The sequence below is a fragment of the Streptomyces sp. ATCC 21386 genome (assembly GCF_018728545.1).
In the GTDB taxonomy this organism is placed as follows: domain Bacteria; phylum Actinomycetota; class Actinomycetes; order Streptomycetales; family Streptomycetaceae; genus Streptomyces.
The window spans coordinates 9,598,477-9,615,908 of sequence record NZ_JAAVVL010000001.1 but is presented as its reverse complement, the minus strand read 5'-3'; the positions used below and the strand labels follow the sequence as shown (position 1 = coordinate 9,615,908).

At 71.6% G+C, this 17,432-nt stretch carries 19 protein-coding genes and 1 tRNA gene; 4 read left to right on the top strand and 16 right to left on the bottom strand.

The window, feature by feature from the left end:
* Positions 1–49: 49 nt before the first annotated feature.
* Both GWK25_RS41430 and GWK25_RS41425 read right to left on the bottom strand, forming a co-directional pair.
* Positions 50–2,563: an MFS transporter gene (locus GWK25_RS41430; protein ID WP_215456777.1), complete on the bottom strand. Its 2,514-nt coding sequence runs from the start codon at positions 2,561–2,563 to the stop codon at positions 50–52.
* Between the two features lie 140 nt (positions 2,564–2,703).
* Complete coding sequence (locus tag GWK25_RS41425) at positions 2,704–3,174, bottom strand: MarR family winged helix-turn-helix transcriptional regulator (protein WP_215456776.1); 471 nt, start codon at positions 3,172–3,174, stop codon at positions 2,704–2,706.
* Positions 3,175–3,345: 171 nt separating this feature from the next.
* Here GWK25_RS41425 and GWK25_RS41420 point away from each other — a divergent pair, with 171 nt between their 5' ends.
* Entirely contained in the window at positions 3,346–3,546 is a 201-nt protein-coding gene (locus GWK25_RS41420; protein ID WP_215456775.1) for a hypothetical protein, read from the top strand.
* Positions 3,547–3,946: 400 nt separating this feature from the next.
* On the opposite strand, the gene GWK25_RS41415 is transcribed toward GWK25_RS41420, so the two are convergent.
* From GWK25_RS41415 to GWK25_RS41380, 8 genes are all read right to left on the bottom strand, one after another.
* Complete coding sequence (locus tag GWK25_RS41415) at positions 3,947–4,867, bottom strand: RNA polymerase sigma factor SigF (RefSeq protein WP_215456774.1); 921 nt, start codon at positions 4,865–4,867, stop codon at positions 3,947–3,949.
* Between the two features lie 509 nt (positions 4,868–5,376).
* Entirely contained in the window at positions 5,377–6,264 is an 888-nt protein-coding gene (locus GWK25_RS41410; protein ID WP_184892100.1) for an RNA polymerase sigma factor SigF, read from the bottom strand.
* Positions 6,265–6,546: 282 nt separating this feature from the next.
* Positions 6,547–6,840 (bottom strand): Dabb family protein, encoded by a 294-nt coding sequence (locus tag GWK25_RS41405; protein WP_215456772.1) that lies wholly within the window; start codon positions 6,838–6,840, stop codon positions 6,547–6,549.
* 56 nt (positions 6,841–6,896) lie between these two features.
* A complete protein-coding gene (locus tag GWK25_RS41400; RefSeq protein ID WP_215457986.1) occupies positions 6,897–7,112 on the bottom strand; it encodes a hypothetical protein in 216 nt (71 codons plus the stop codon).
* Positions 7,113–7,222: 110 nt separating this feature from the next.
* A tRNA-Ser gene (locus GWK25_RS41395) sits at positions 7,223–7,307 on the bottom strand.
* A 77-nt stretch (positions 7,308–7,384) separates the two neighbouring features.
* Positions 7,385–7,873, bottom strand: a complete 489-nt coding sequence (locus tag GWK25_RS41390; RefSeq protein WP_215457936.1) for a nucleoside deaminase — start codon at positions 7,871–7,873, stop codon at positions 7,385–7,387.
* Positions 7,874–7,982: 109 nt separating this feature from the next.
* Complete coding sequence (locus tag GWK25_RS41385) at positions 7,983–8,507, bottom strand: hypothetical protein (protein ID WP_215457937.1); 525 nt, start codon at positions 8,505–8,507, stop codon at positions 7,983–7,985.
* Between the two features lie 378 nt (positions 8,508–8,885).
* Positions 8,886–9,071 (bottom strand): hypothetical protein, encoded by a 186-nt coding sequence (locus GWK25_RS41380; RefSeq protein WP_184898289.1) that lies wholly within the window; start codon positions 9,069–9,071, stop codon positions 8,886–8,888.
* A 302-nt stretch (positions 9,072–9,373) separates the two neighbouring features.
* Here GWK25_RS41380 and upp point away from each other — a divergent pair, with 302 nt between their 5' ends.
* On the top strand, positions 9,374–10,009 hold the full coding sequence (gene upp / locus GWK25_RS41375; protein WP_215456771.1) for a uracil phosphoribosyltransferase: 636 nt from the start codon (positions 9,374–9,376) through the stop codon (positions 10,007–10,009).
* Positions 10,010–10,027: 18 nt separating this feature from the next.
* On the opposite strand, the gene GWK25_RS41370 is transcribed toward upp, so the two are convergent.
* From GWK25_RS41370 to GWK25_RS41345, 6 genes are all read right to left on the bottom strand, one after another.
* Complete coding sequence (locus GWK25_RS41370) at positions 10,028–10,714, bottom strand: LytR C-terminal domain-containing protein (RefSeq protein WP_215457935.1); 687 nt, start codon at positions 10,712–10,714, stop codon at positions 10,028–10,030.
* 302 nt (positions 10,715–11,016) lie between these two features.
* On the bottom strand, positions 11,017–11,313 hold the full coding sequence (locus tag GWK25_RS41365) for a type II toxin-antitoxin system VapB family antitoxin (protein WP_003999914.1): 297 nt from the start codon (positions 11,311–11,313) through the stop codon (positions 11,017–11,019).
* Between the two features lie 336 nt (positions 11,314–11,649).
* Positions 11,650–11,805, bottom strand: a complete 156-nt coding sequence (locus tag GWK25_RS41360) for a hypothetical protein (RefSeq protein ID WP_215456769.1) — start codon at positions 11,803–11,805, stop codon at positions 11,650–11,652.
* 61 nt (positions 11,806–11,866) lie between these two features.
* Positions 11,867–12,253 carry a hypothetical protein gene (locus GWK25_RS41355; protein ID WP_215456767.1) on the bottom strand — a complete coding sequence of 129 codons (387 nt, stop codon included), beginning with the start codon at positions 12,251–12,253 and terminating at the stop codon, positions 11,867–11,869.
* Between the two features lie 387 nt (positions 12,254–12,640).
* Positions 12,641–13,234 carry an HhH-GPD-type base excision DNA repair protein gene (locus tag GWK25_RS41350; RefSeq protein WP_215456765.1) on the bottom strand — a complete coding sequence of 198 codons (594 nt, stop codon included), beginning with the start codon at positions 13,232–13,234 and terminating at the stop codon, positions 12,641–12,643.
* Positions 13,235–13,348: 114 nt separating this feature from the next.
* Positions 13,349–14,233 (bottom strand): siderophore-interacting protein, encoded by an 885-nt coding sequence (locus tag GWK25_RS41345; RefSeq protein WP_215456763.1) that lies wholly within the window; start codon positions 14,231–14,233, stop codon positions 13,349–13,351.
* 79 nt (positions 14,234–14,312) lie between these two features.
* On the opposite strand from GWK25_RS41345, the gene GWK25_RS41340 reads away from it, so the two are divergent.
* On the top strand, positions 14,313–16,775 hold the full coding sequence (locus GWK25_RS41340; protein ID WP_251829268.1) for a penicillin acylase family protein: 2,463 nt from the start codon (positions 14,313–14,315) through the stop codon (positions 16,773–16,775).
* 13 nt (positions 16,776–16,788) lie between these two features.
* Complete coding sequence (locus GWK25_RS41335; protein WP_215457933.1) at positions 16,789–17,418, top strand: GNAT family N-acetyltransferase; 630 nt, start codon at positions 16,789–16,791, stop codon at positions 17,416–17,418.
* Positions 17,419–17,432 lie beyond the last annotated feature (14 nt).

The window sequence follows — 17,432 nt, the reverse complement described above, 5'->3', positions numbered from 1 at the left end:
CACCGGCCGGTGGTTCAACTGTCATCGGCCCGAAGGCCCGAGGCCCGGACTACTCGCCGGGGTGCGCGAGTTCGATGTCGTGGCCGTCGACGCCGGGGCCGCTGACCGTCAGGGCCGTGGCCACGGGCGGGTAACCGGTCGCGATGACCGTGTACTCGCCGCCGTCCAGGTCGGTGAAGGCATACGCCCCGTCCGTGCCGGTGGTGGCGGTGCCGACCACGTTGCCCGCCGCGTCGACGAGGGTCACGCGGGCGTCGGCCAGCACCCCGCCCGGCGCCCGTACGACCCCCTGGAGCCGGGCGCCGGCCTCCAGGGCGATCTCGATCCGGGTGATCCCGGTGCCGCCGACCTCGACGGGCAGGGCACGCGGGCGGAACCCGGGGGCGTTCACCGCGACGGTCACCCCGCCCGGCACCAGCTCGCCGAAGCCGAACTCGCCCTGTTCACCGGTGACTCCACTGGCCAGCACGTCGCCGCGCACATCGGTCACGACGACCATGGCGTCCTTCACGCCCTGTCCGGCCTCGGCGGCCCGCACCACACCGCTCAGCCCGCTGGTCCCGCTGAGCAGGATGTCGTACGCGACCGGCTCGTCGTGCACGACGACCGTGGACGCCTGCGGCTGGAACCCGTCGGCGGCCGCGATCAGGACGTACGACCCGGCGGCGGGCGCGTCCACCGCGTAGGCCCCGTCGGCCCCCGCGACCGAACGGCCGAGCTGCCGCCCGCCGAGCGAGATCAGGGTGACGGCGGCCCGCGGCACGGGCACGCCCTCGGCCCCGCGGACCTGCCCCCGTACGGGGATGCCGCCGCCGGCGCCCGTGACCGGGGCGACCGCGGTCGAGGCCGTTGCCGTTGCCGTTGCCGCCGCCCGGGGTGCGTCGGCGGTGGCGGAGCCGGCGGACACCGTGGCCGGAGTCTCGGCCGGGACCGCCTCGGTCGGCCGGGTCGCGTCGGTCGCCTGGGCCGCCTGGGCGAGCGCTCCGGTGGTCCTGAGCGGGACCTCCTTGATGAAGAGGGAGAAGAGGAGCGCGAGGACGGCGAAGGGGGCGGCGTAGAGGAAGACGTCTCCGATGCCGTGGCCGTAGGCGCTCTCCATGACCGTACGGATCGGCGCGGGCAGCGCGTCCAGGTCGGGGATCTCACCGTGGCCCGAGCCCGAGCCGGAGACCCCGAGCTTGGCGAGGCCCTCCTCGGCGTAGTGCGTGATCCGGTGGCTCAGCACCGCGCCCAGCGCCGAGACGCCGATCGCGCCGCCGAGGGAGCGGAAGAAGGTGACGGTGGAGCTGGCGGCGCCGAGGTCGCCGGGGGCGACCTGGTTCTGGGTGCACAGCACCAGGTTCTGCATCATCATGCCGACGCCGAGCCCGAGCAGCGCCATGAAGATCGCCACGTGCCAGTACGGGGTGTCGTGGCGGAGGGTGCCCAGCAGGCCGAGGCCCGCGGTGACCAGCACACTGCCGGCGAGCAGCCAGGCCTTCCAGCGGCCGGTACGGGTGATGACCTGCCCGGAGACGGTCGAGGAGACGAACAGACCGGCGATCATCGGGATGGTCAGGACGCCGGACATGGTCGGGGACTTGTCGCGGGCCAGCTGGAAGTACTGGCTGAAGAAGATGGTGCCGGAGAACATCGCGACGCCGACGAAGAGCGAGGCCAGCGAGGCCAGGGTGATCGTCCGGTTGCGGAACAGCCGCAGCGGGATGATCGGCTCGCTCGCCCTCGACTCGACGAGGAGGAAGAGCCCCAGCAGCACAACCGTGCCGCCGACCATCGCGTACGTCTGCCACGACACCCAGTCGTACTTGTCACCGGCGAACGTCACCCAGATCAGCAGCAGGCAGACCGCGGCGGTGATGAGGAACGCGCCGGCCCAGTCGACCTTCACCTTGCGCTTGACGACCGGCAGGTGCAGGGTCCGCTGGAGCACGATCAGGGCGATGACGGCGAAGGGGACGCCGACGTAGAAGCACCAGCGCCAGCCGAGCCAGCTGGTGTCGGTGATGACACCGCCGACCAGCGGACCGCCGACCATGGCGGTGGCGAAGGTGGCGCCGAGGTAGCCGTTGTACCGGCCGCGCTCACGCGGGGAGATCATCGCCGCGAGGATGATCTGGGCCAGCGAGGAGAGCCCGCCCATGCCGATGCCCTGGACCGCGCGGAAGCCGATGAGCATCCCGGCGTTCTGCGAGAGTCCGGCGGCCGCCGACCCCAGCACGAAGATCACGAGCGCGAGCTGGATCAGCAGCTTCTTGGAGAACAGGTCGGCGAGCTTGCCCCACAACGGGGTGGACGCGGTCATCGCCAGCAGCGACGCGGTCACCACCCAGGTGTACGCGCTCTGGCCGCCGCCGAGGTCCTTGATGATGTCCGGCAGCGCGTTCGACACGATCGTCGACGACAGGATCGCCACGAACATGCCGAGCAGCAGCCCGGTCAGCGCTTCCATGATCTGCCGGTGGGTCATCGGGGCGTGGTCGCCACCGCTGTGGGGAGCACCCTTGGCGGGTCCTCCACCGTGCTTGGCGTGAGCCCGCACACCGGCTGGTGTGGTCGTTGCCATGGGGCTTCCTACTCCTACGGGTCTTTGCGGGTGTACGGGTTGTGGTGGTGGCCGCCGCGTCGCGGACCCACGGGTCGTCCGCGCTCTCGGCCGAACTCGGCTGCTCTCGGCGAACTCGGCGAACTCGGCGAACTCGGCCGCTATACGGACGTGCGGGTCGGTTGGGTCGGCGTCCGGGTCGGCGCCGGGGCGTCGAAGCTCTCCCGCAGGCGGCCCAGGAGCCGGGTCAGTTGTCCGACCTCGTCGTCGGACCAGTCGCTCAGCCGGGCGGCCATCAGCCGACTGGTGCGCCGGTACAGCTCGGTGACCACGGCCCGGCCCTCGGGGGTCAGGCGCAGGATGCGTGAGCGTTTGTCCGCCGGGTCGGGGAGGCGTTCGATCCAGCCCCGCTCGGCGACGTGCGCGACGTGTCGGCTGGTCACCGACATGTCGACGGAGAGCAGCTCGGCGAGCCTGCTCATCCGCATCTCGCCGTGCCGGCCGAGCAGCGTCAGGACTCCCGCCGATCCGCCGGGGCACTCGTGCGGCAGCATCCGTGCGATCTCCCGTTTGACGGCCCCGACGGCGCTGAGCTGACGGGCCAGCTCCTCGTAGTGCGCTTGCCCGGCCATGGAGCCCTTCCTGCTTTGTTGCTTAGGGCAACCATAGGACTGGATGGTTGCTGCAGGCAAATGAAATCGGATTCGTGCGGCCCAAGTCTTGGCAAAGGGAAACGTTCGGAGTCTCCCGGGCGGACAACCCCGCTTGGGCGCGTCCTGCCGGATTCGCTAAGGTCTCGGGCCATGGCCGACAACCAGAACCCCCAGGGCAACTACGACCCCGCGGGGAGCACGCAGATGTTCCGCGCCTTCGTCGACGAGACGCCGGCGGGGGGCCGACGGGCCGCCGCGACCGGGCCCTCCGGGCCGCGGGTCGGCGTGATCGTCGGCGTGATCGCGGCGGTCGCGGTGGTGGCCGCGGTGGTGTGGCTCGCGCTGGCGTGAGGCTGTAGGTGGGCTGCCGGTGCCTGCCGGTGCCTGCCGGTGCCTGCCGGTGCCTGTCGGTGCCTGGCGCGTGCGGGGGCGGTGGCGGTGCGGTGCGTTGGCGGCCGCGGGCCCGGTGGGGCTTCTCGCGCAGTTCCCCGCGCCCCTGAAAAGCAGGGGCTGCGCCCCGTGCTTTTCATCCGCCGCAGTCCCGCTGCCGCCGGCTTCAGGCCCGCAGGGCCTGTTCAGGGGCGTGGGGAACTGCGCGAGCAACCACGAACCACCCGCACCCGCCAACGCACCGCACCCGGCAACCGCGTACGCGCCGGCAGTCAGGTGGGCGCCCGCACGCACCGACCGCCGGGCTGCCCTGGAACTCGGCAACCCGGCGGTCACGTGTCAACGCGTGGCCGACGCGGCCTCAGTCGGAGATCAGGCCCTCGCGGAGCTGCGCCAGGGTCCGGGTCAGGAGCCGGGAGACGTGCATCTGGGAGATGCCGACCTCTTCGCCGATCTGGGACTGCGTCATGTTCGCGAAGAACCGGAGCATGATGATCCGGCGCTCGCGCGGCGGCAGCTTGGCCAGCAGCGGCTTCAGGGACTCCCGGTACTCCACGCCCTCCAGCGCCGTGTCCTCGTAGCCGAGGCGGTCCGCGAGGGAGCCCTCGCCGCCGTCGTCCTCGGGGGCCGGGGAGTCGAGCGAGGATGCCGTGTACGCGTTGCCGACGGCGAGGCCGTCGACCACGTCCTCCTCCGAGACGCCCAGCACCGCGGCGAGCTCGGTGACCGTCGGCGAGCGGTCGAGCTTCTGCGAGAGCTCGTCACTGGCCTTGGTGAGCGCCAGCCGCAGCTCCTGCAGCCGCCGCGGCACCCGGACCGACCATGACGTGTCGCGGAAGAAGCGCTTGATCTCGCCCACGACCGTCGGCATCGCGAACGTCGGGAACTCCACGCCCCGTTCGCAGTCGAAGCGGTCGATCGCCTTGATCAGGCCGATCGTGCCGACCTGGACGATGTCCTCCATCGGTTCGTTGCGCGACCGGAAACGTGCGGCGGCGTAACGCACCAGCGGGAGGTTGAGCTCGATCAGGGTGTCCCGGACGTAGGCGCGCTCGGGGCTGTTCTCGTCCAACGCGGCGAGCCGCAGGAACAGGGAGCGGGACAGGGTGCGGGTGTCGATGTTCGCCGAGGCCGACAAGGCCGGGAACTCAGACGCCGGCGGAGCCTGGGGACCGGGAAGGCCCTCGAGCGCCTGAAGGTCCTGAGGGGCCTGGATAGCGTCGGGCGCGGTCTCGCTCTTGGCGAGCGTGAGCACCTTCGAGCTGCCCTGGTCTGCGGACATGCCACCCCCTTTGGGTCGCGGACGGTCGCGGCGGACGCTCCCGTCGTAAGGAACGCAGCCTCCACCTGAATACCGGCGGCGAGGCCACGGCAAACGCGCTGGGGGAAGAATGTCACACGTCGGCAACGCGATGTAGTGACATGTCGACATGGGGAGGGTGAATAGGCCCTAGAAAAAGGCGTTCTGATGGGATTTCAGAGGTGATCGACCTGAAAGAGCGTCAATGAGCGATTCGCTCTCACCGGTGACATCTCGACAGCGCATTCGGTCACGCCCATGGCCTGCGCACGCGTACCGCTGGCCGATTCTGTGCGCCCCGCCTGCCATCGTGCGCCCCGCGTGCCCCATGGTCCATCCGGGAAGGGGCGGGCGGTTCCTTGTTACCGAGGGTCACGCGTGAACGCCTTGAAGGGCGCGGGGAACTGCGCGAGCGGCCCCGACCGTACGCGCACCCGCGGACGGTCATGAACCCGGCAGGCAAGGAGGCGCCCGGCGGCCGGGTCGGAGCGCTACACCTCGATCCGGTTGGCCGACCGCAGTCGCGCGAAGCTCCGCGCCAGCAGCCGCGACACATGCATCTGGGAGACCCCCAGTTCCGCGCTGATCTGCGACTGCGTCAGGTTGCTGTAGTAGCGGAGCAGCAGGATCCGCTGCTCGCGTTCGGGGAGTTGGACGAGGAGGTGCCGTACGAGATCGCGGTGCTCGACCCCGTCGAGTTCGGGGTCCTCGTAGCCGAGGCGGTCGAGCAGCCCTGGCAGCCCGTCGCCCTCCTGCGCGGCCTCCAGCGAGGTCGCGTGGTACGAGCGGCCCGCCTCGATGCAGGACAGGACCTCCTCCTCGGTGATGCGCAGCCGCTCGGCGATCTCCGCGGTCGAGGGGGTGCGGCCGAAGGCGGTGGTGAGGTCCTCGGTCGCGCTGTTCACCTGGACCCACAACTCGTGCAGCCGGCGCGGGACGTGGACCGTGCGGACGTTGTCGCGGAAGTACCGCTTGATCTCCCCGACGACGGTCGGCATGGCGAAGGTCGGGAACTGCACGCCGCGGTCGGGGTCGAAGCGGTCGATCGCGTTGATCAGTCCGATGGTGCCGACCTGGACCACGTCCTCCATGGGCTCGTTGCGGGAGCGGAAGCGGGCGGCCGCGTAGCGCACGAGCGGGAGGTTCGCCTCGATGAGCGCCCCGCGCACGCGGTTGTGCTCCGGAGTGCCCGGCGCCAGATGCTTCAGCTCGCCGAACAGAACCTGGGTGAGGGCCCGGGTGTCGGCGCCGCGACGTTTCTCCGGGGCGGGGGCCGTGGCCTGGCTGGTGACCTGGGCCGGTGCGGCATCGGGAGCGGGGACGTCTTCCTGGGGAGGCGCAGTACTGGCCGACACGGTCAACGCCACCTCTTCATCCATCAACTCAACCGTCAAAAGCGGTCATAGCATCACAAGACATGTGCACTGTGATCAAGCACCGCATATCGCCGTGTTGAGAAAAAAGCCCCGCGCTGCGGAGCGCGGGGCGGAGAAGACGTGAGGAACGAACACCGGAAGGCGCCGGGGAAGGGTGAAGGCGGCACCGCGGAAGCGGTTGCGGCGCAGCACGAGCGGGCGCGGTCGAGATCGAAGGGGCCGGGCTCGGTGCGAGCGGGTGCGGCTGAGAACGAGAAGGTGCGGCTCCGTGCGAGCGGGCGCGGCTCAGAACTCGTAGTCGGCGATGATCCACGTCGCGAACTCGCGCCACAGCGCCACGCCCGCCTGGTGGTCCGGGTGCTCGACGTACGTCCGCAGCGCGTCCGCGTCGTCGAACGCGGAGTTGATCGCGAAGTCGTAGGCGACGGGGCGGTCACTGACGTTCCAGCCCAGCTCCCAGAAGCGGATCTCGCCGATGGTGCCGTCGAGCGCGCGGAACGCGTCCACACCCTGCACGACCCGCGGGTCGTCGCGCTCGACGCCCTCGTTGAGCTTGAAGAGGACCAGGTGGCGGATCATGGGCGCTCCGGAGTGGTCGTACGAGGTGCTGGGGTGCGGCTGCCGGGGCCGGCGGCCTACTGAGCCCCGTCGGCGAGCCAGGTGAAGAAGTCGCCGATGGCCTGGGCGGCGTTCGAGACGCCCTCGAACCCTATCTGGACGTAGTCGGCGGCCTTGGCCGGGTCAGTGATGATCACGTAGAGCACGAAGACCACGAGCACGTACAGTGCGATCTTCTTCCCCTGCACCGCCACCGCGGCCTCCCCCGCCTCTTGTGCCCTGTGGGCCCCCATGGGTCCCTCTTTGTCGGCGGCGAGTGTAACCCGATCATGCGTTCGCAGGAGAGGCGGCGGAGCGGGAGAACGCAGGAAGGGCCCCGTCTGACGGCGGGGCCCTTCTCCAGCGGTAGCGGAGGGATTTGAACCCTCGGTGACTTGCGCCACACTCGCTTTCGAGGCGAGCTCCTTCGGCCGCTCGGACACGCTACCGAGGGAGACCTTACAGCAAGGTGGGGCGTGCTTTGAAATCGGTATCGGGCGGGGGCGCAGCCCGGTGCCGGCCGGGCTCAGCGGGTGCGGAAGAAGTCGGTGAGAAGGCGGGCGCAGTCGTCGGCGAGGACACCCTCGACGACCTCGGGGCGGTGGTTGAGACGACGGTCGCGTACGACGTCCCAGAGGGAGCCGGCGGCTCCGGCCTTCTCGTCGCGCGCCCCGTAGACGACGCGGTCGACCCTCGACTGCACCAGGGCGCCCGCGCACATCGTGCAGGGTTCGAGGGTGACGACCAGGGTGCAGCCGGTGAGCCGCCACTCGCCGCCCGCCCGTGTCCCGCCACCTCCCTTGCCGGAGGCGCTTCGCGCCGCTGTATCTCTCAAAGCCGCGGCGGCGCGGCGGACGGCGAGCACCTCCGCGTGCGCGGTGGGGTCGCCGGTCGCCTCGCGTTCGTTGTGCCCGGTGGCCAGTACGGTCGTGCCGTCCGGGGCCAGGACGACCGCGCCGACCGGGACGTCACCGCCCTCGGCGGCCCGCCCGGCCTCGACCAGGGCGAGCCGCATCGCGGCCCGCCACCGGTCGCGCACGGGATCGGTCCCGGCCGATGCGTCCGCACCGGTCGCGCCCGCTGCCTCGGTCACCAGGGGAAGACCCCCGGCGGGTGCGGCGGAGTCAGCGGACCGTCTCCAGGACTTCCGACGCTCCGAGGGCCTCGGCGATCGAGCTGAGGGCGTCGTCGGCGTCGAGAGCACGCAGCTCCTTCTCGCTCACTCCCAGGTCGTCGAGGATCTCGGTGTCGCCGACGGGGCTGTGCGGAACGGCCTCGGCGCCCGTGTCGTCGTCATCGTCGTCCGGCTCGCCGTCCTCCGTCCCGTCCAGGTCGAGGGATTCCAGGTCGGCGTCGTCGTCGCCGGGCTCCCTCCCGAGCAGTTCGTCGGTGAGCAGGATCTCGCCGTAGCTGCTGCGGGCAGCGGCGGCGGCGTCCGACACGTAGATACGAGGGTCGTCCTCGCCATCGATGCGGACGACGCCGAACCACGCGTCCTCCTGCTCGATGAGCACCAGCACCGTGTCGTCGTCGGGCGAGGCTTCACGGGCCAGGTCGGCCAGATCCGACAGGGTTTCCACATCGTCGAGCTCTGTGTCGCTCGCTTCCCACCCGTCTTCGGTGCGCGCGAGCAGTGCGGCGAAGTACACCGTGACTCTCCCACTGGTCATAGGTGTGCCGGTCGGGGGTCCCCCCGGCGGAGGTTGTGGGTGGGGAGGCTTGCGGTCCGAGCCCCACCCACTCGGAATCGTGGCAGAAACAGAGCGCACAGGGGACGTCTTCGGCCCCCTGTGTCCGGCTCTTTTGATCGCCGGTGGGCCCGCCGTTCACCTGCGCACCTGTTGCCGCCACCAGCGGATCGTACGCGCAGTTCCTGGCCGCATATGCACGACCACCCCGTGAACGCTCCACTCATACCCCACGAACCCGACACATGGGCCCCCACGGGCGCATCCGCGGAGGGCCGGAGACGGCGGTGGAGCGGGGCGAGGGCCGGAGGAAGGGCCCGGAGGGCGGGGTGCCCCGGGTCACCAGCGGAACGTGCGCATGCGCATGGCGTGGCGCAGGCGCGCGGCCTTGGCGCGGCGGGGCTGGACGCGGTCGCGCAGCTCCCGCGCCTCCGTCAGCTCCCGCAGGAACTGCGCTCGCCGCCGCCGTCGCGCCGCGTCGCTCTCCGAGCCGGTCTCGCGTGTGCTTTCGGCCGCTCCCGCCATCTCCTCAACCCCCTGGGTCGCACGGTCCGACGCCTGCCCGCCTCCGCGGGGTGCCTCGGCCGGTCCACCCCTGGTCCGCGCGGTCCCGCCCGCCCTTCGTGCTGGCTTGTCGGTCATGTGCCCCCGCTCGGCCGTCGGCTGCTGATCGGCGGCGGTTCCGGAGTGGGCGAACGTCGGGTCTCGGCTCGTTCGGGCGCCGCTCTGTTCATCCCACTTTCCCTCCGATGGCGGGTTTGATGCCATCGGGAAGGGCGGACCGTGCGGGGGCGCTCGCGCGTGCCGCCCCGGTTACTGTTGTGGACATGCGTCTCCATGTCGTCGACCACCCCCTGGTCGCTCACAAGCTCACCACGCTGCGCGACCGGCGCACCGACTCCCCGACCTTCCGTCGTCTCGCCGACGAACTGGTCACCCTGCTCGCCTACGAGGCCACGCGGGACGTGCGCACCGAGCTCGTCGACATCACGACGCCGGTCGCCGCGACCACCGGCGTCAAGCTCTCCCACCCCCGCCCGCTCGTCGTGCCGATCCTGCGGGCCGGCCTCGGCATGCTCGACGGCATGGTCCGGCTGCTGCCGACCGCCGAGGTGGGCTTCCTGGGCATGATCCGCAACGAGGAGACGCTGGAGGCCTCCACGTACGCCACCCGCATGCCGGAGGATCTCTCCGGGCGTCAGGTGTACGTCCTCGACCCCATGCTCGCGACCGGCGGCACCCTCGTCGCCGCGATCCGTGAGCTGATCGCCCGTGGCGCCGACGACGTGACCGCCGTGGTGCTCCTCGCCGCCCCCGAGGGTGTCGAGGTCATGGAACGTGAGCTGGCCGGCGCCCCGGTGACGGTCGTGACGGCCGCGGTCGACGAGCGCCTCAACGAGCACGGCTACATCGTGCCGGGACTGGGAGACGCGGGCGACCGGCTGTACGGCGCCGCCGAGTAGCCGGAGCGGGGTTCCGCCTCAGCAGGTCCTTGTCGTGGTGGGCGTCGGCTCGGGGCTGGTCAGTTCGGCCATTGCCTTGTCGGCGTCCTTCTGCTTGCTGAGGGCCTTGAAGCCGGTACCGATGATCAGGTCCACCTCGGTGGCCTTCGTACGACCGTCGGTCTTCAGCCGCGCTCCGGTGAGCTGTGTGTTGAGAACCGGCAGCGCCGCGTCCTCGGCGGCCTTCGCGCCGAGCAGGAGCGCGGCGCCCTTGACCTTCTTGTCGTACTCCTCGGTCGCGTTGCCCACGTTGCCGATGCGGAAGCCGCGCTTCTTCAGCTCGTCGGCGGTGTCCTTGGCGAGGCCCGCGCGGGGCGTGGCGTTGAGGACGTTGACGGTGATCTTGCCGGGCGCGGGGAAGCCGTTCACGGACGCGCCGGGCTTGTCGGCCCTGTCGGCCTTGCCCCTGTCGGCCTTGCCGGACTTCCCGGCCGATCCGCTCGCCTTCGGGGACGGGCTCACCCGGGTCGCGCAGTCGGCCTTGGGACCGGCCGCCGAGGCCTGGTCCCCGTCGCCGCTGAAGACGTCGATGAGCTGCAGGGTTCCCCAGCCGACGAGGCCGAGCGCGGCCGTGGACGCGACGACCGCGAGGACGAGCCTGCGGCGCCTCCTGGGCCGGCGCAGCCTCGGGTACTTGTCCCCCGTGATCCGGTACTGGCCGCCCATGCCGGGAGGAGTCAGCATGCTCATGGGCGCAGCGTAGTGCCGTTGGACGGCGATGCCTACTAGATGATCATTCACCGCGCTGCAGTCCAACCCGAAAGGGCCAACGGGCCAACGGGCGGACGGGACAAAGGGCCGACGGCCGGACGGGCCAGAGGGCGATGGGCCGTCAGGCGGTGGGGCCAAAGGCCGATGGGGGGTGGGGCCAAAGGCCTGGCAGGCCTACGGGCTGGCAGGCCGACGGGCGGTCGGGCAGGCGCGGGTGCGGGTGAGGGCGCGGGTGAGGAGCCGCCGACCGCGAAGGGCTAGTCCAGTTCGAGGACGCGCGCGTGCAGCACCTGGCGTTGTTGGAGGGCGGCGCGGACCGCGCGGTGGAGGCCGTCCTCCAGGTACAGATCGCCCTGCCACTTCACCACGTGCGCGAAGAGGTCGCCGTAGAAGGTGGAGTCCTCGGCGAGGAGGGTCTCCAGGTCCAACTGCCCCTTGGTCGTCACGAGCTGATCGAGGCGGACCGGGCGCGGCGCGACGTCCGCCCACTGCCGGGTGCTTTCCCGGCCGTGGTCGGGGTACGGCCGGCCGTTTCCGATGCGCTTGAAGATCACACGGAAAGCCTACCGGCCCAGACGTTCCGGGCGCAGCCATGGCGACGGAGTGCGACCCCCGAAAAGGCGCCGCGAAGTGGTGCAAAAGGGTCATTCTGTGGGGGTTCGGTGGTGGTCAAGGGCGCTCGGTGGGGCCATTTGGGGGCGCGAAGGGGGCGCTGTGCGGGACGTCGGGGATTCTCCGCGCTCGTGGGCCGCCCATCCGTGGTTGTCCCGGTCTTCGCCGGGAAAGCCCTGATTTCGGCCGGGCTATAGGTGCGCGTGGAGGGTGAACGCCCTGGAGCTGGTGGGGTACAGGGCGCTTCACCTGGGTGAGTTGACGGGATCGGCGTCGGGTCAGCCGTGGTTCGGGTCCCGCCGCGGCTGCTTGTCGCTGTCGCCGGCCCGGGAGCGTTCGGATGTCCGTTCGGATTCCGGCTTGGTGGCGGGGGCGCTGCGATGGGCCTCTGCCTGGAGGAGCGCGCGAAGGACCGTGTAGTGGTCTGCGGGCATGGGGGGTCTCCTGTCCTGTGCTTGAGGTGTGGTCTGTGGGTCGAGTGAGCCGGGGGCTCGCTCAGCAGCGCAGGACCACGGAGCGCAGGACGTGCAGGGCGTACGTGTGCCCGGGCCAGGGTGGGGCGGGGTGGAGGTGGTGGCCGGGCGAGGGCGTCGGCGAGGGGCGGGGGGACCTGACCGGGGCCGCACGCGGTGGGGCGACCGGGCGGGGCGCGTGGCGGGTCTGGGGCCGGGGGGCGCTCTCGAGCAGGTCGCACTCGGCCGCGGGGAGTTCGCTCGACAGCGTGAGCGGGAGCGAGGGGGCGGCGTGGGCGGCGGCGTGGGCGGTGGGGACGAGCAGGGCGATGGTCAGCGCGAGCACCCTCAGCCAGACCCTGCGCCGGGCGTACCGCCTGACCCGGACACGCGGGGTGTCCGTGGGGCGGGAGCGGGCGATGGGGTGCACGGGGGATGTTTTCCAGGGGCGGGTGCACGTGTACCGCGCGAAGCCGGGAATCCGCCCGGTCGGCGTACGAGGTCCGAGCCCCCGAGCGCCCGCCCCCGGGGCGCCTGCCCCCGGTCCCCAAGCCCGCGAGTCCCGAGCCTCCGGTCCTTCCGAGCCTCCGGTCCTTCCGAGCCTCCGGTCCTTCCGAGCCTCCGGTCCTTCCGGGCCCTGGCCTCCGGGCCCTCGGCCTCCGGGCCCTGGCCTCCGGGCCCTCGGCCTCCTGGCCCTCGGCCTCCTGGCCTCCCGAGTTCTCGGTCTTTCGGCCTCGCGAGCCCGGGGTTTCTCGGCCCCCCAGTGCTGGTCGGCTCCGGTCTATGTCAGGTTGCCGGGGGGTGACCAGGCGCCCCGTTACTTGCCGGAGGCCTTCGCGGCTTTGGCCGCTGCCTTCATCTCCTGTTTGTGCGCGCGCACCTTGGCCAGGGAGTCGGGTCCCTTGATGTCGGCCACGGAGCGGAAGGAGTCGGGGTCGCCGTACGAGCCTGCGGCCTCGCGCCAGCCGGTGGGGTGGACGCCGAGTTGCTTCCCGAGGAGGGCCAGGAAGATCTGGGCCTTCTGGTGGCCGAAGCCGGGGAGGGATTCGAGGCGGGAGAGGAGCTCCTCGCCGGTCGTCACGTCCTGCCAGACCGCGCTCGCGTCACCGTCGTAGTGCTCGACGAGGTACTGGCACAGCTGCTGGATCCGCTTCGCCATGGAGCCCGGGTAGCGGTGGACCGCGGGCTTGGTGGACAGCAGCGCGGCGAAGGACTCCGGATCGGTCGCCGCGATCTCGTGGGCGTCCAGGTCGTCGGCGCCGAGGCGTTGGGCGATGGTCCAGGGGCCCTTGAACGCCCACTCCATCGGTACTTGCTGGTCCAGCAGCATGCCGACCAGCGCGGCGAGGGGACTGCGGCCGAGGAGGTCGTCCGCCTCGGGATCCTGGGCGAGGTGAAGGGTGACGTTCATGCCCCGATGATCACCTGTCGTCCGCCGAGCCGCAGCCCGGCCCCGATCGGCTTCACCGGGGCGACGGACCGGGGCGCGGTCGTGTGTGTGGGGAGGTGGGGGTGTCGGGCGTGGTCAGGGACGCCAGTAGCCGAGGGCGTGGATGCGCTGCTTCGGCAGGCCCAGTTCCTTGCGGAAGTGCGCCGTCAGGGAACGGGTCGTCGCCGTGTCGCAGGCGATCCAGACGTAGGGGTCGGGGGTGGCGGTGAGCAGGGCGGGGGCGTCGGCCTTCACCTGGGCGATCAGTCGGGCGCCGGCGTCCTGCCGGGAGATCGGGCGGACGTCGTGGCGGGAGGGATCGACGCGGAAGGGGAGGCCCTCCGTGCCAGTGACGGCGCCCGGCCCCGAGCCGCTCTCACGCCCCGGGCCGCTGTCCGGCCCCGGGCCGCCGTCCGGCCCCGCGTCGGCTTTCGTCCCTGAGCCGGTCGTCCTGGCCGCCCCCACCGGCCCCGAGGCCCGCGCCTCCAGCGTCGGCCCCGTGTCCGTAGAAGGGGTCTCGAACCAGATCGTCGCCGGGGCCGAAGGGAGGGCGGTGAGGAGGGAGTTGATGGCGGGGAGGGAGGCCGGGTCGCCGATGACGAGGAGGTGGGAGGGGGCCGGGTCCGGGTCGGAGAAGGCGGTGCCCTGGACCGTGGCCTCGATGGTGTCACCCGGTTTCGCGGCGCGAGCCCAGTCGCTGGCGTGGCCGTCGTGGAGGGCGAACTCCAGGCTGAAGGTGCCGGCCGCCGGGTCGGGGTCCACCAGGGTGTACGCCCGCTGGTGCGGTTTGCCGGCGGCGTCGAACCAGAGGCGGACCCACATCGTCGGATGGACGCCGGTGGCCGCGAGCATGCCGCCGTCGGTGACGTGGATCCGGCGGTAGTGCTCGGTGACTTGTTCCGCACCGGTCACCGTGAGGACGAAGTCCTTGCCCCGGAGCAGTTTGAGGACCGCCCCCTCCCAACCGTGCCCCTGCCCCATGGCTTCTGCACCCTTCACGTACGCTTTGATCACCGATTGCTTAGGTGAGGCTAACCTAAACCACAGGCAGGATATAGAGATGCGGGACACCAGCGGTGTGCGGGGGCATGCTCCGGGGAGCGATTCAAGCCACGCGAGCCACGCGAACCACGCGAGCCACGCGAGCCACGCGAGCCACGCGAGCCACGCGAGCCACGCGAGCCACGCGAGCCACGCGAACCATGCGAGCCCTTCGAGCCATGCGAGTCAGGCGGCGTACGGGATCTTCCGTGATGCCTGGGGCATTCCGCATCTGCGCGCCGCCGACGCCCTCGCCCTCGCCCGCGCCCAGGGCCGGGTCACGGCCCTCGACCGGGCCTGGCAGCTGGAGGTCGAACGCCACCGCGTGCAGGGCACCTCGGCCGCCTTCCTCGGCGTGGACTCCCTCGGCTGGGACCGGTTCGCGAGACAGGCGCGTCTGGCGGACACGGCCCGAAGATGCTTCGCCCGGCTGGAGCGTACGGATCCGGAGAGCGCCGACTGGGTCCGCGCGTACGTGGAGGGCGTGAACGACGGACTCGTCGAGGGCGCCCGGCGCGCGCCCGAGTTCACTCGTGCCGGGCTCGTACCTGGGCGCTGGGAGGCCTGGCACCCGCTCGGGGTCTGGATCGCCACGCACATCCTGTTCGCCGGGTTCCCCGCCAAGCTCTGGCGCGAGGAGGCCGTACGGCATCTCGGCGCCGACGCGATCGGGCTCTTCGCCACCGACGGGCCCGCCACCTCCGGCAGCAACGGGTGGCTCGTCGACGGTTCCCGGACGGCCACCGGACAGGCCGTCATCGCCGGTGATCCGCACCGGTTCATCGAGGAGCCCGGGGTCTACCAGCAGATCCACCTCTCCTGCCCCGAGTTCGACGTCGTCGGCCTCGCCGTCCCGGGTATGCCGGGCATCGCCCACTTCGGTCACACCGGCGACGTGGCCTGGGCCATCACCAACGCCATGGCCGACTACCAGGATCTGTACCGGGAGCGGCTGCGGGTGAGGATGCGCGAGGAGGCCGGCCGCCGGCCCCGGGCAGGGGAGGGTGGAGGAGTCGTCGAGGCGCTGGACCCCGACGGGGTGTGGCGGGCCGCGCACCGGCACGTGGAGGTCATCGAGGTCGCGGGCGGGGAGCCCGTCGAGGTCGAGGTGATCGAGACCGCTCGGGGGCCGGTCGTCATCGGGGGCCTCGACACCGCCCCTGCTCCGGGTGACTCCGAGCCGGTCGGTCCCCTCAGCCTCCGCTATCCGCCGCGGGTCACCGGGGAACTCGGGATCGAGGCGCTTCTGCCACTCCTCCGGGCCCGTGAGGTCGCCGACGTGGACCGCGCGTTCGACCGGTGGGCCGAGCCGGTGAACGTCGTGCAGGCCGCGGACACCCGGGGCGGGGTGCTGCACCGGGTGGCGGGCCGGGTGCCGGTGCGGAGCCAGGACAACCGGACGCGGGTGGTCGCGGCCTGGGAACCGGGGCACGCGTGGGAAGGGTGGCACGAGACGCCGTACGGCACGTTCGAGGACGGTGTCGCGGTGATGGCCAACCAGCGTGGTCCGGCGACCCCGTTGGGTGTCGAGTTCGCCCCGCCGCACCGGGCGGGACGTATTCGCGCGCTGCTGGACGAGAAGCGGGTGTGGTCCGCCGAGGACATGCCCGCGATCCACATGGACACCCATCTGGCCTCCGCCGAGCCCCTGTTGGAGTTTGTGGACGCCGTCACCACCACCGACCCCGCCGCGGCCGCGCTGCGCGAGCGGCTGCTCCGGTGGGATCGGCGGATGGAGGCCGACAGTGTCGACGCGGCGGCGTACGCGGCCTTGCGGGGGGCCGTCGTACGGCGGCTCGCCGCGGAGCCCGCCTTCGCGGCGCTCGCGGTGCCGCCGACGTACCCCGAGGTATTTCGCCCGTGGCTGTCGCTGACCGTGCGGATCGGGTTCGCGCTCGAACATCTGCTGCGGGCCGAGGAGTTGTACGGGATCGACAGGGGCGTGCTCGTACGGGAGGCGCTGGAGGAGGTTGCCGGCCTCCACACGGGACGCTGGGGCGACAGCCACAGGCTCGTGCCATGGCGTGCGCTCCCGGACGGCGGCAGGGATGGGCGTCCTGGCGACGATGCTGACGTGCGTCCTGGTGACGGTGCTGACGGCCGTCCGCCCCTCGCCGCCGAGCCGGGGCTCGCCGGTGATCACGACTGTGTGCTCTGCACCTCCGCGGTCCCCGGCATCACCGACCTCAGCGCACGGGGGCCCGCCGCCCGGTACGTCTGGGATCTGGCCCGACGCGAGGACAGCCTCTGGGTGGTGCCGTTCGGGGCGTCCGGCGTCGGCGGGTCGCCTCACCACCGCGATCAACTGCCCCTGTGGCTCAGGGGAGATCTCGTACCGGTCGTCACGGACTGGGACCGGTTCACCAAGGACGACGAGGACAACGACGTCGACGAGGACAACGACGTCGACGAGGACAACGCCGTCGACGAGGTCGACGGCGACATCGACCACAGCAGCGAGGAGAAGCGCCATGACCGTTGAGCCCCAGGGGGCCATGACCGTTGAGCCCGAGGGGGCCCGTGCGTCGTACGCCGGTCGTGCGGCCGTGTACGAGCAGGAGGTGGACGGGTTCGGGACCGTGCGGATCCTGCCGTTGGACGCGAAGGCCGACGCCGCCGTGGTGCACGGCTGGGTGCGAGAACCGCGGGCCGCGTTCTGGGGCATGAACGGCCTCACCGAGGAGCAGGTCCGGGAGATCTACGAGGGCCTGGAGGCCTTCGACACGCACCACGCCTACCTCGCGGTGCGCGACGGCGAGCCCGTCGGACTGCTGCAGACGTACGAGCCCGAGGCCGACCGGGTCGGCGAGTGCTACGACGTCCAGCCCGGGGACATCGGCGTCCATGTGCTGCTGGCGCCCGCCGGGGAGGCGGGAGCGCGGCCGGGGTGGTCGTCCGCGGTGCTCGCGGCCTTCACGTCGTACGTGTTCGTCGGGCTGGACCGGCGGCGGGTCGTCGTCGACCCCGACGAGCGGAACGAGAGGGCGATCGCGCGGTTCACCCGGCAGGGGTTCGAGGCCGGGCCGGCCGTCGTACTGCCGGAGATCGATCTGCCGGAGGTGTATCTGCCCGAGAAGCGGGCCCGATTGGCCTTCCTGCGGCGGGAGACCGTGTTCGGTCGGTAGTTCGGATGGTGGGC

Bases quoted from the DNA above. Each gene is read 5' to 3' on its own strand.
- GWK25_RS41430 (WP_215456777.1), bottom strand. From the start codon at position 2,563: ATGGCAACGACCACACCAGCCGGTGTGCGGGCTCACGCCAAGCACGGT.
- GWK25_RS41425 (WP_215456776.1), bottom strand. From the start codon at position 3,174: ATGGCCGGGCAAGCGCACTACGAGGAGCTGGCCCGTCAGCTCAGCGCC.
- GWK25_RS41420 (WP_215456775.1), top strand. From the start codon at position 3,346: ATGGCCGACAACCAGAACCCCCAGGGCAACTACGACCCCGCGGGGAGC.
- GWK25_RS41415 (WP_215456774.1), bottom strand. From the start codon at position 4,867: ATGTCCGCAGACCAGGGCAGCTCGAAGGTGCTCACGCTCGCCAAGAGC.
- GWK25_RS41410 (WP_184892100.1), bottom strand. From the start codon at position 6,264: ATGGATGAAGAGGTGGCGTTGACCGTGTCGGCCAGTACTGCGCCTCCC.
- GWK25_RS41405 (WP_215456772.1), bottom strand. From the start codon at position 6,840: ATGATCCGCCACCTGGTCCTCTTCAAGCTCAACGAGGGCGTCGAGCGC.
- GWK25_RS41400 (WP_215457986.1), bottom strand. From the start codon at position 7,112: ATGGGGGCCCACAGGGCACAAGAGGCGGGGGAGGCCGCGGTGGCGGTG.
- GWK25_RS41390 (WP_215457936.1), bottom strand. From the start codon at position 7,873: ATGCGGCTCGCCCTGGTCGAGGCCGGGCGGGCCGCCGAGGGCGGTGAC.
- GWK25_RS41380 (WP_184898289.1), bottom strand. From the start codon at position 9,071: ATGGCGGGAGCGGCCGAAAGCACACGCGAGACCGGCTCGGAGAGCGAC.
- upp (WP_215456771.1), top strand. From the start codon at position 9,374: ATGCGTCTCCATGTCGTCGACCACCCCCTGGTCGCTCACAAGCTCACC.
- GWK25_RS41370 (WP_215457935.1), bottom strand. From the start codon at position 10,714: ATGGGCGGCCAGTACCGGATCACGGGGGACAAGTACCCGAGGCTGCGC.
- GWK25_RS41360 (WP_215456769.1), bottom strand. From the start codon at position 11,805: ATGCCCGCAGACCACTACACGGTCCTTCGCGCGCTCCTCCAGGCAGAG.
- GWK25_RS41350 (WP_215456765.1), bottom strand. From the start codon at position 13,234: ATGAACGTCACCCTTCACCTCGCCCAGGATCCCGAGGCGGACGACCTC.
- GWK25_RS41345 (WP_215456763.1), bottom strand. From the start codon at position 14,233: ATGGGGCAGGGGCACGGTTGGGAGGGGGCGGTCCTCAAACTGCTCCGG.
- GWK25_RS41340 (WP_251829268.1), top strand. From the start codon at position 14,313: ATGCGGGACACCAGCGGTGTGCGGGGGCATGCTCCGGGGAGCGATTCA.
- GWK25_RS41335 (WP_215457933.1), top strand. From the start codon at position 16,789: ATGACCGTTGAGCCCGAGGGGGCCCGTGCGTCGTACGCCGGTCGTGCG.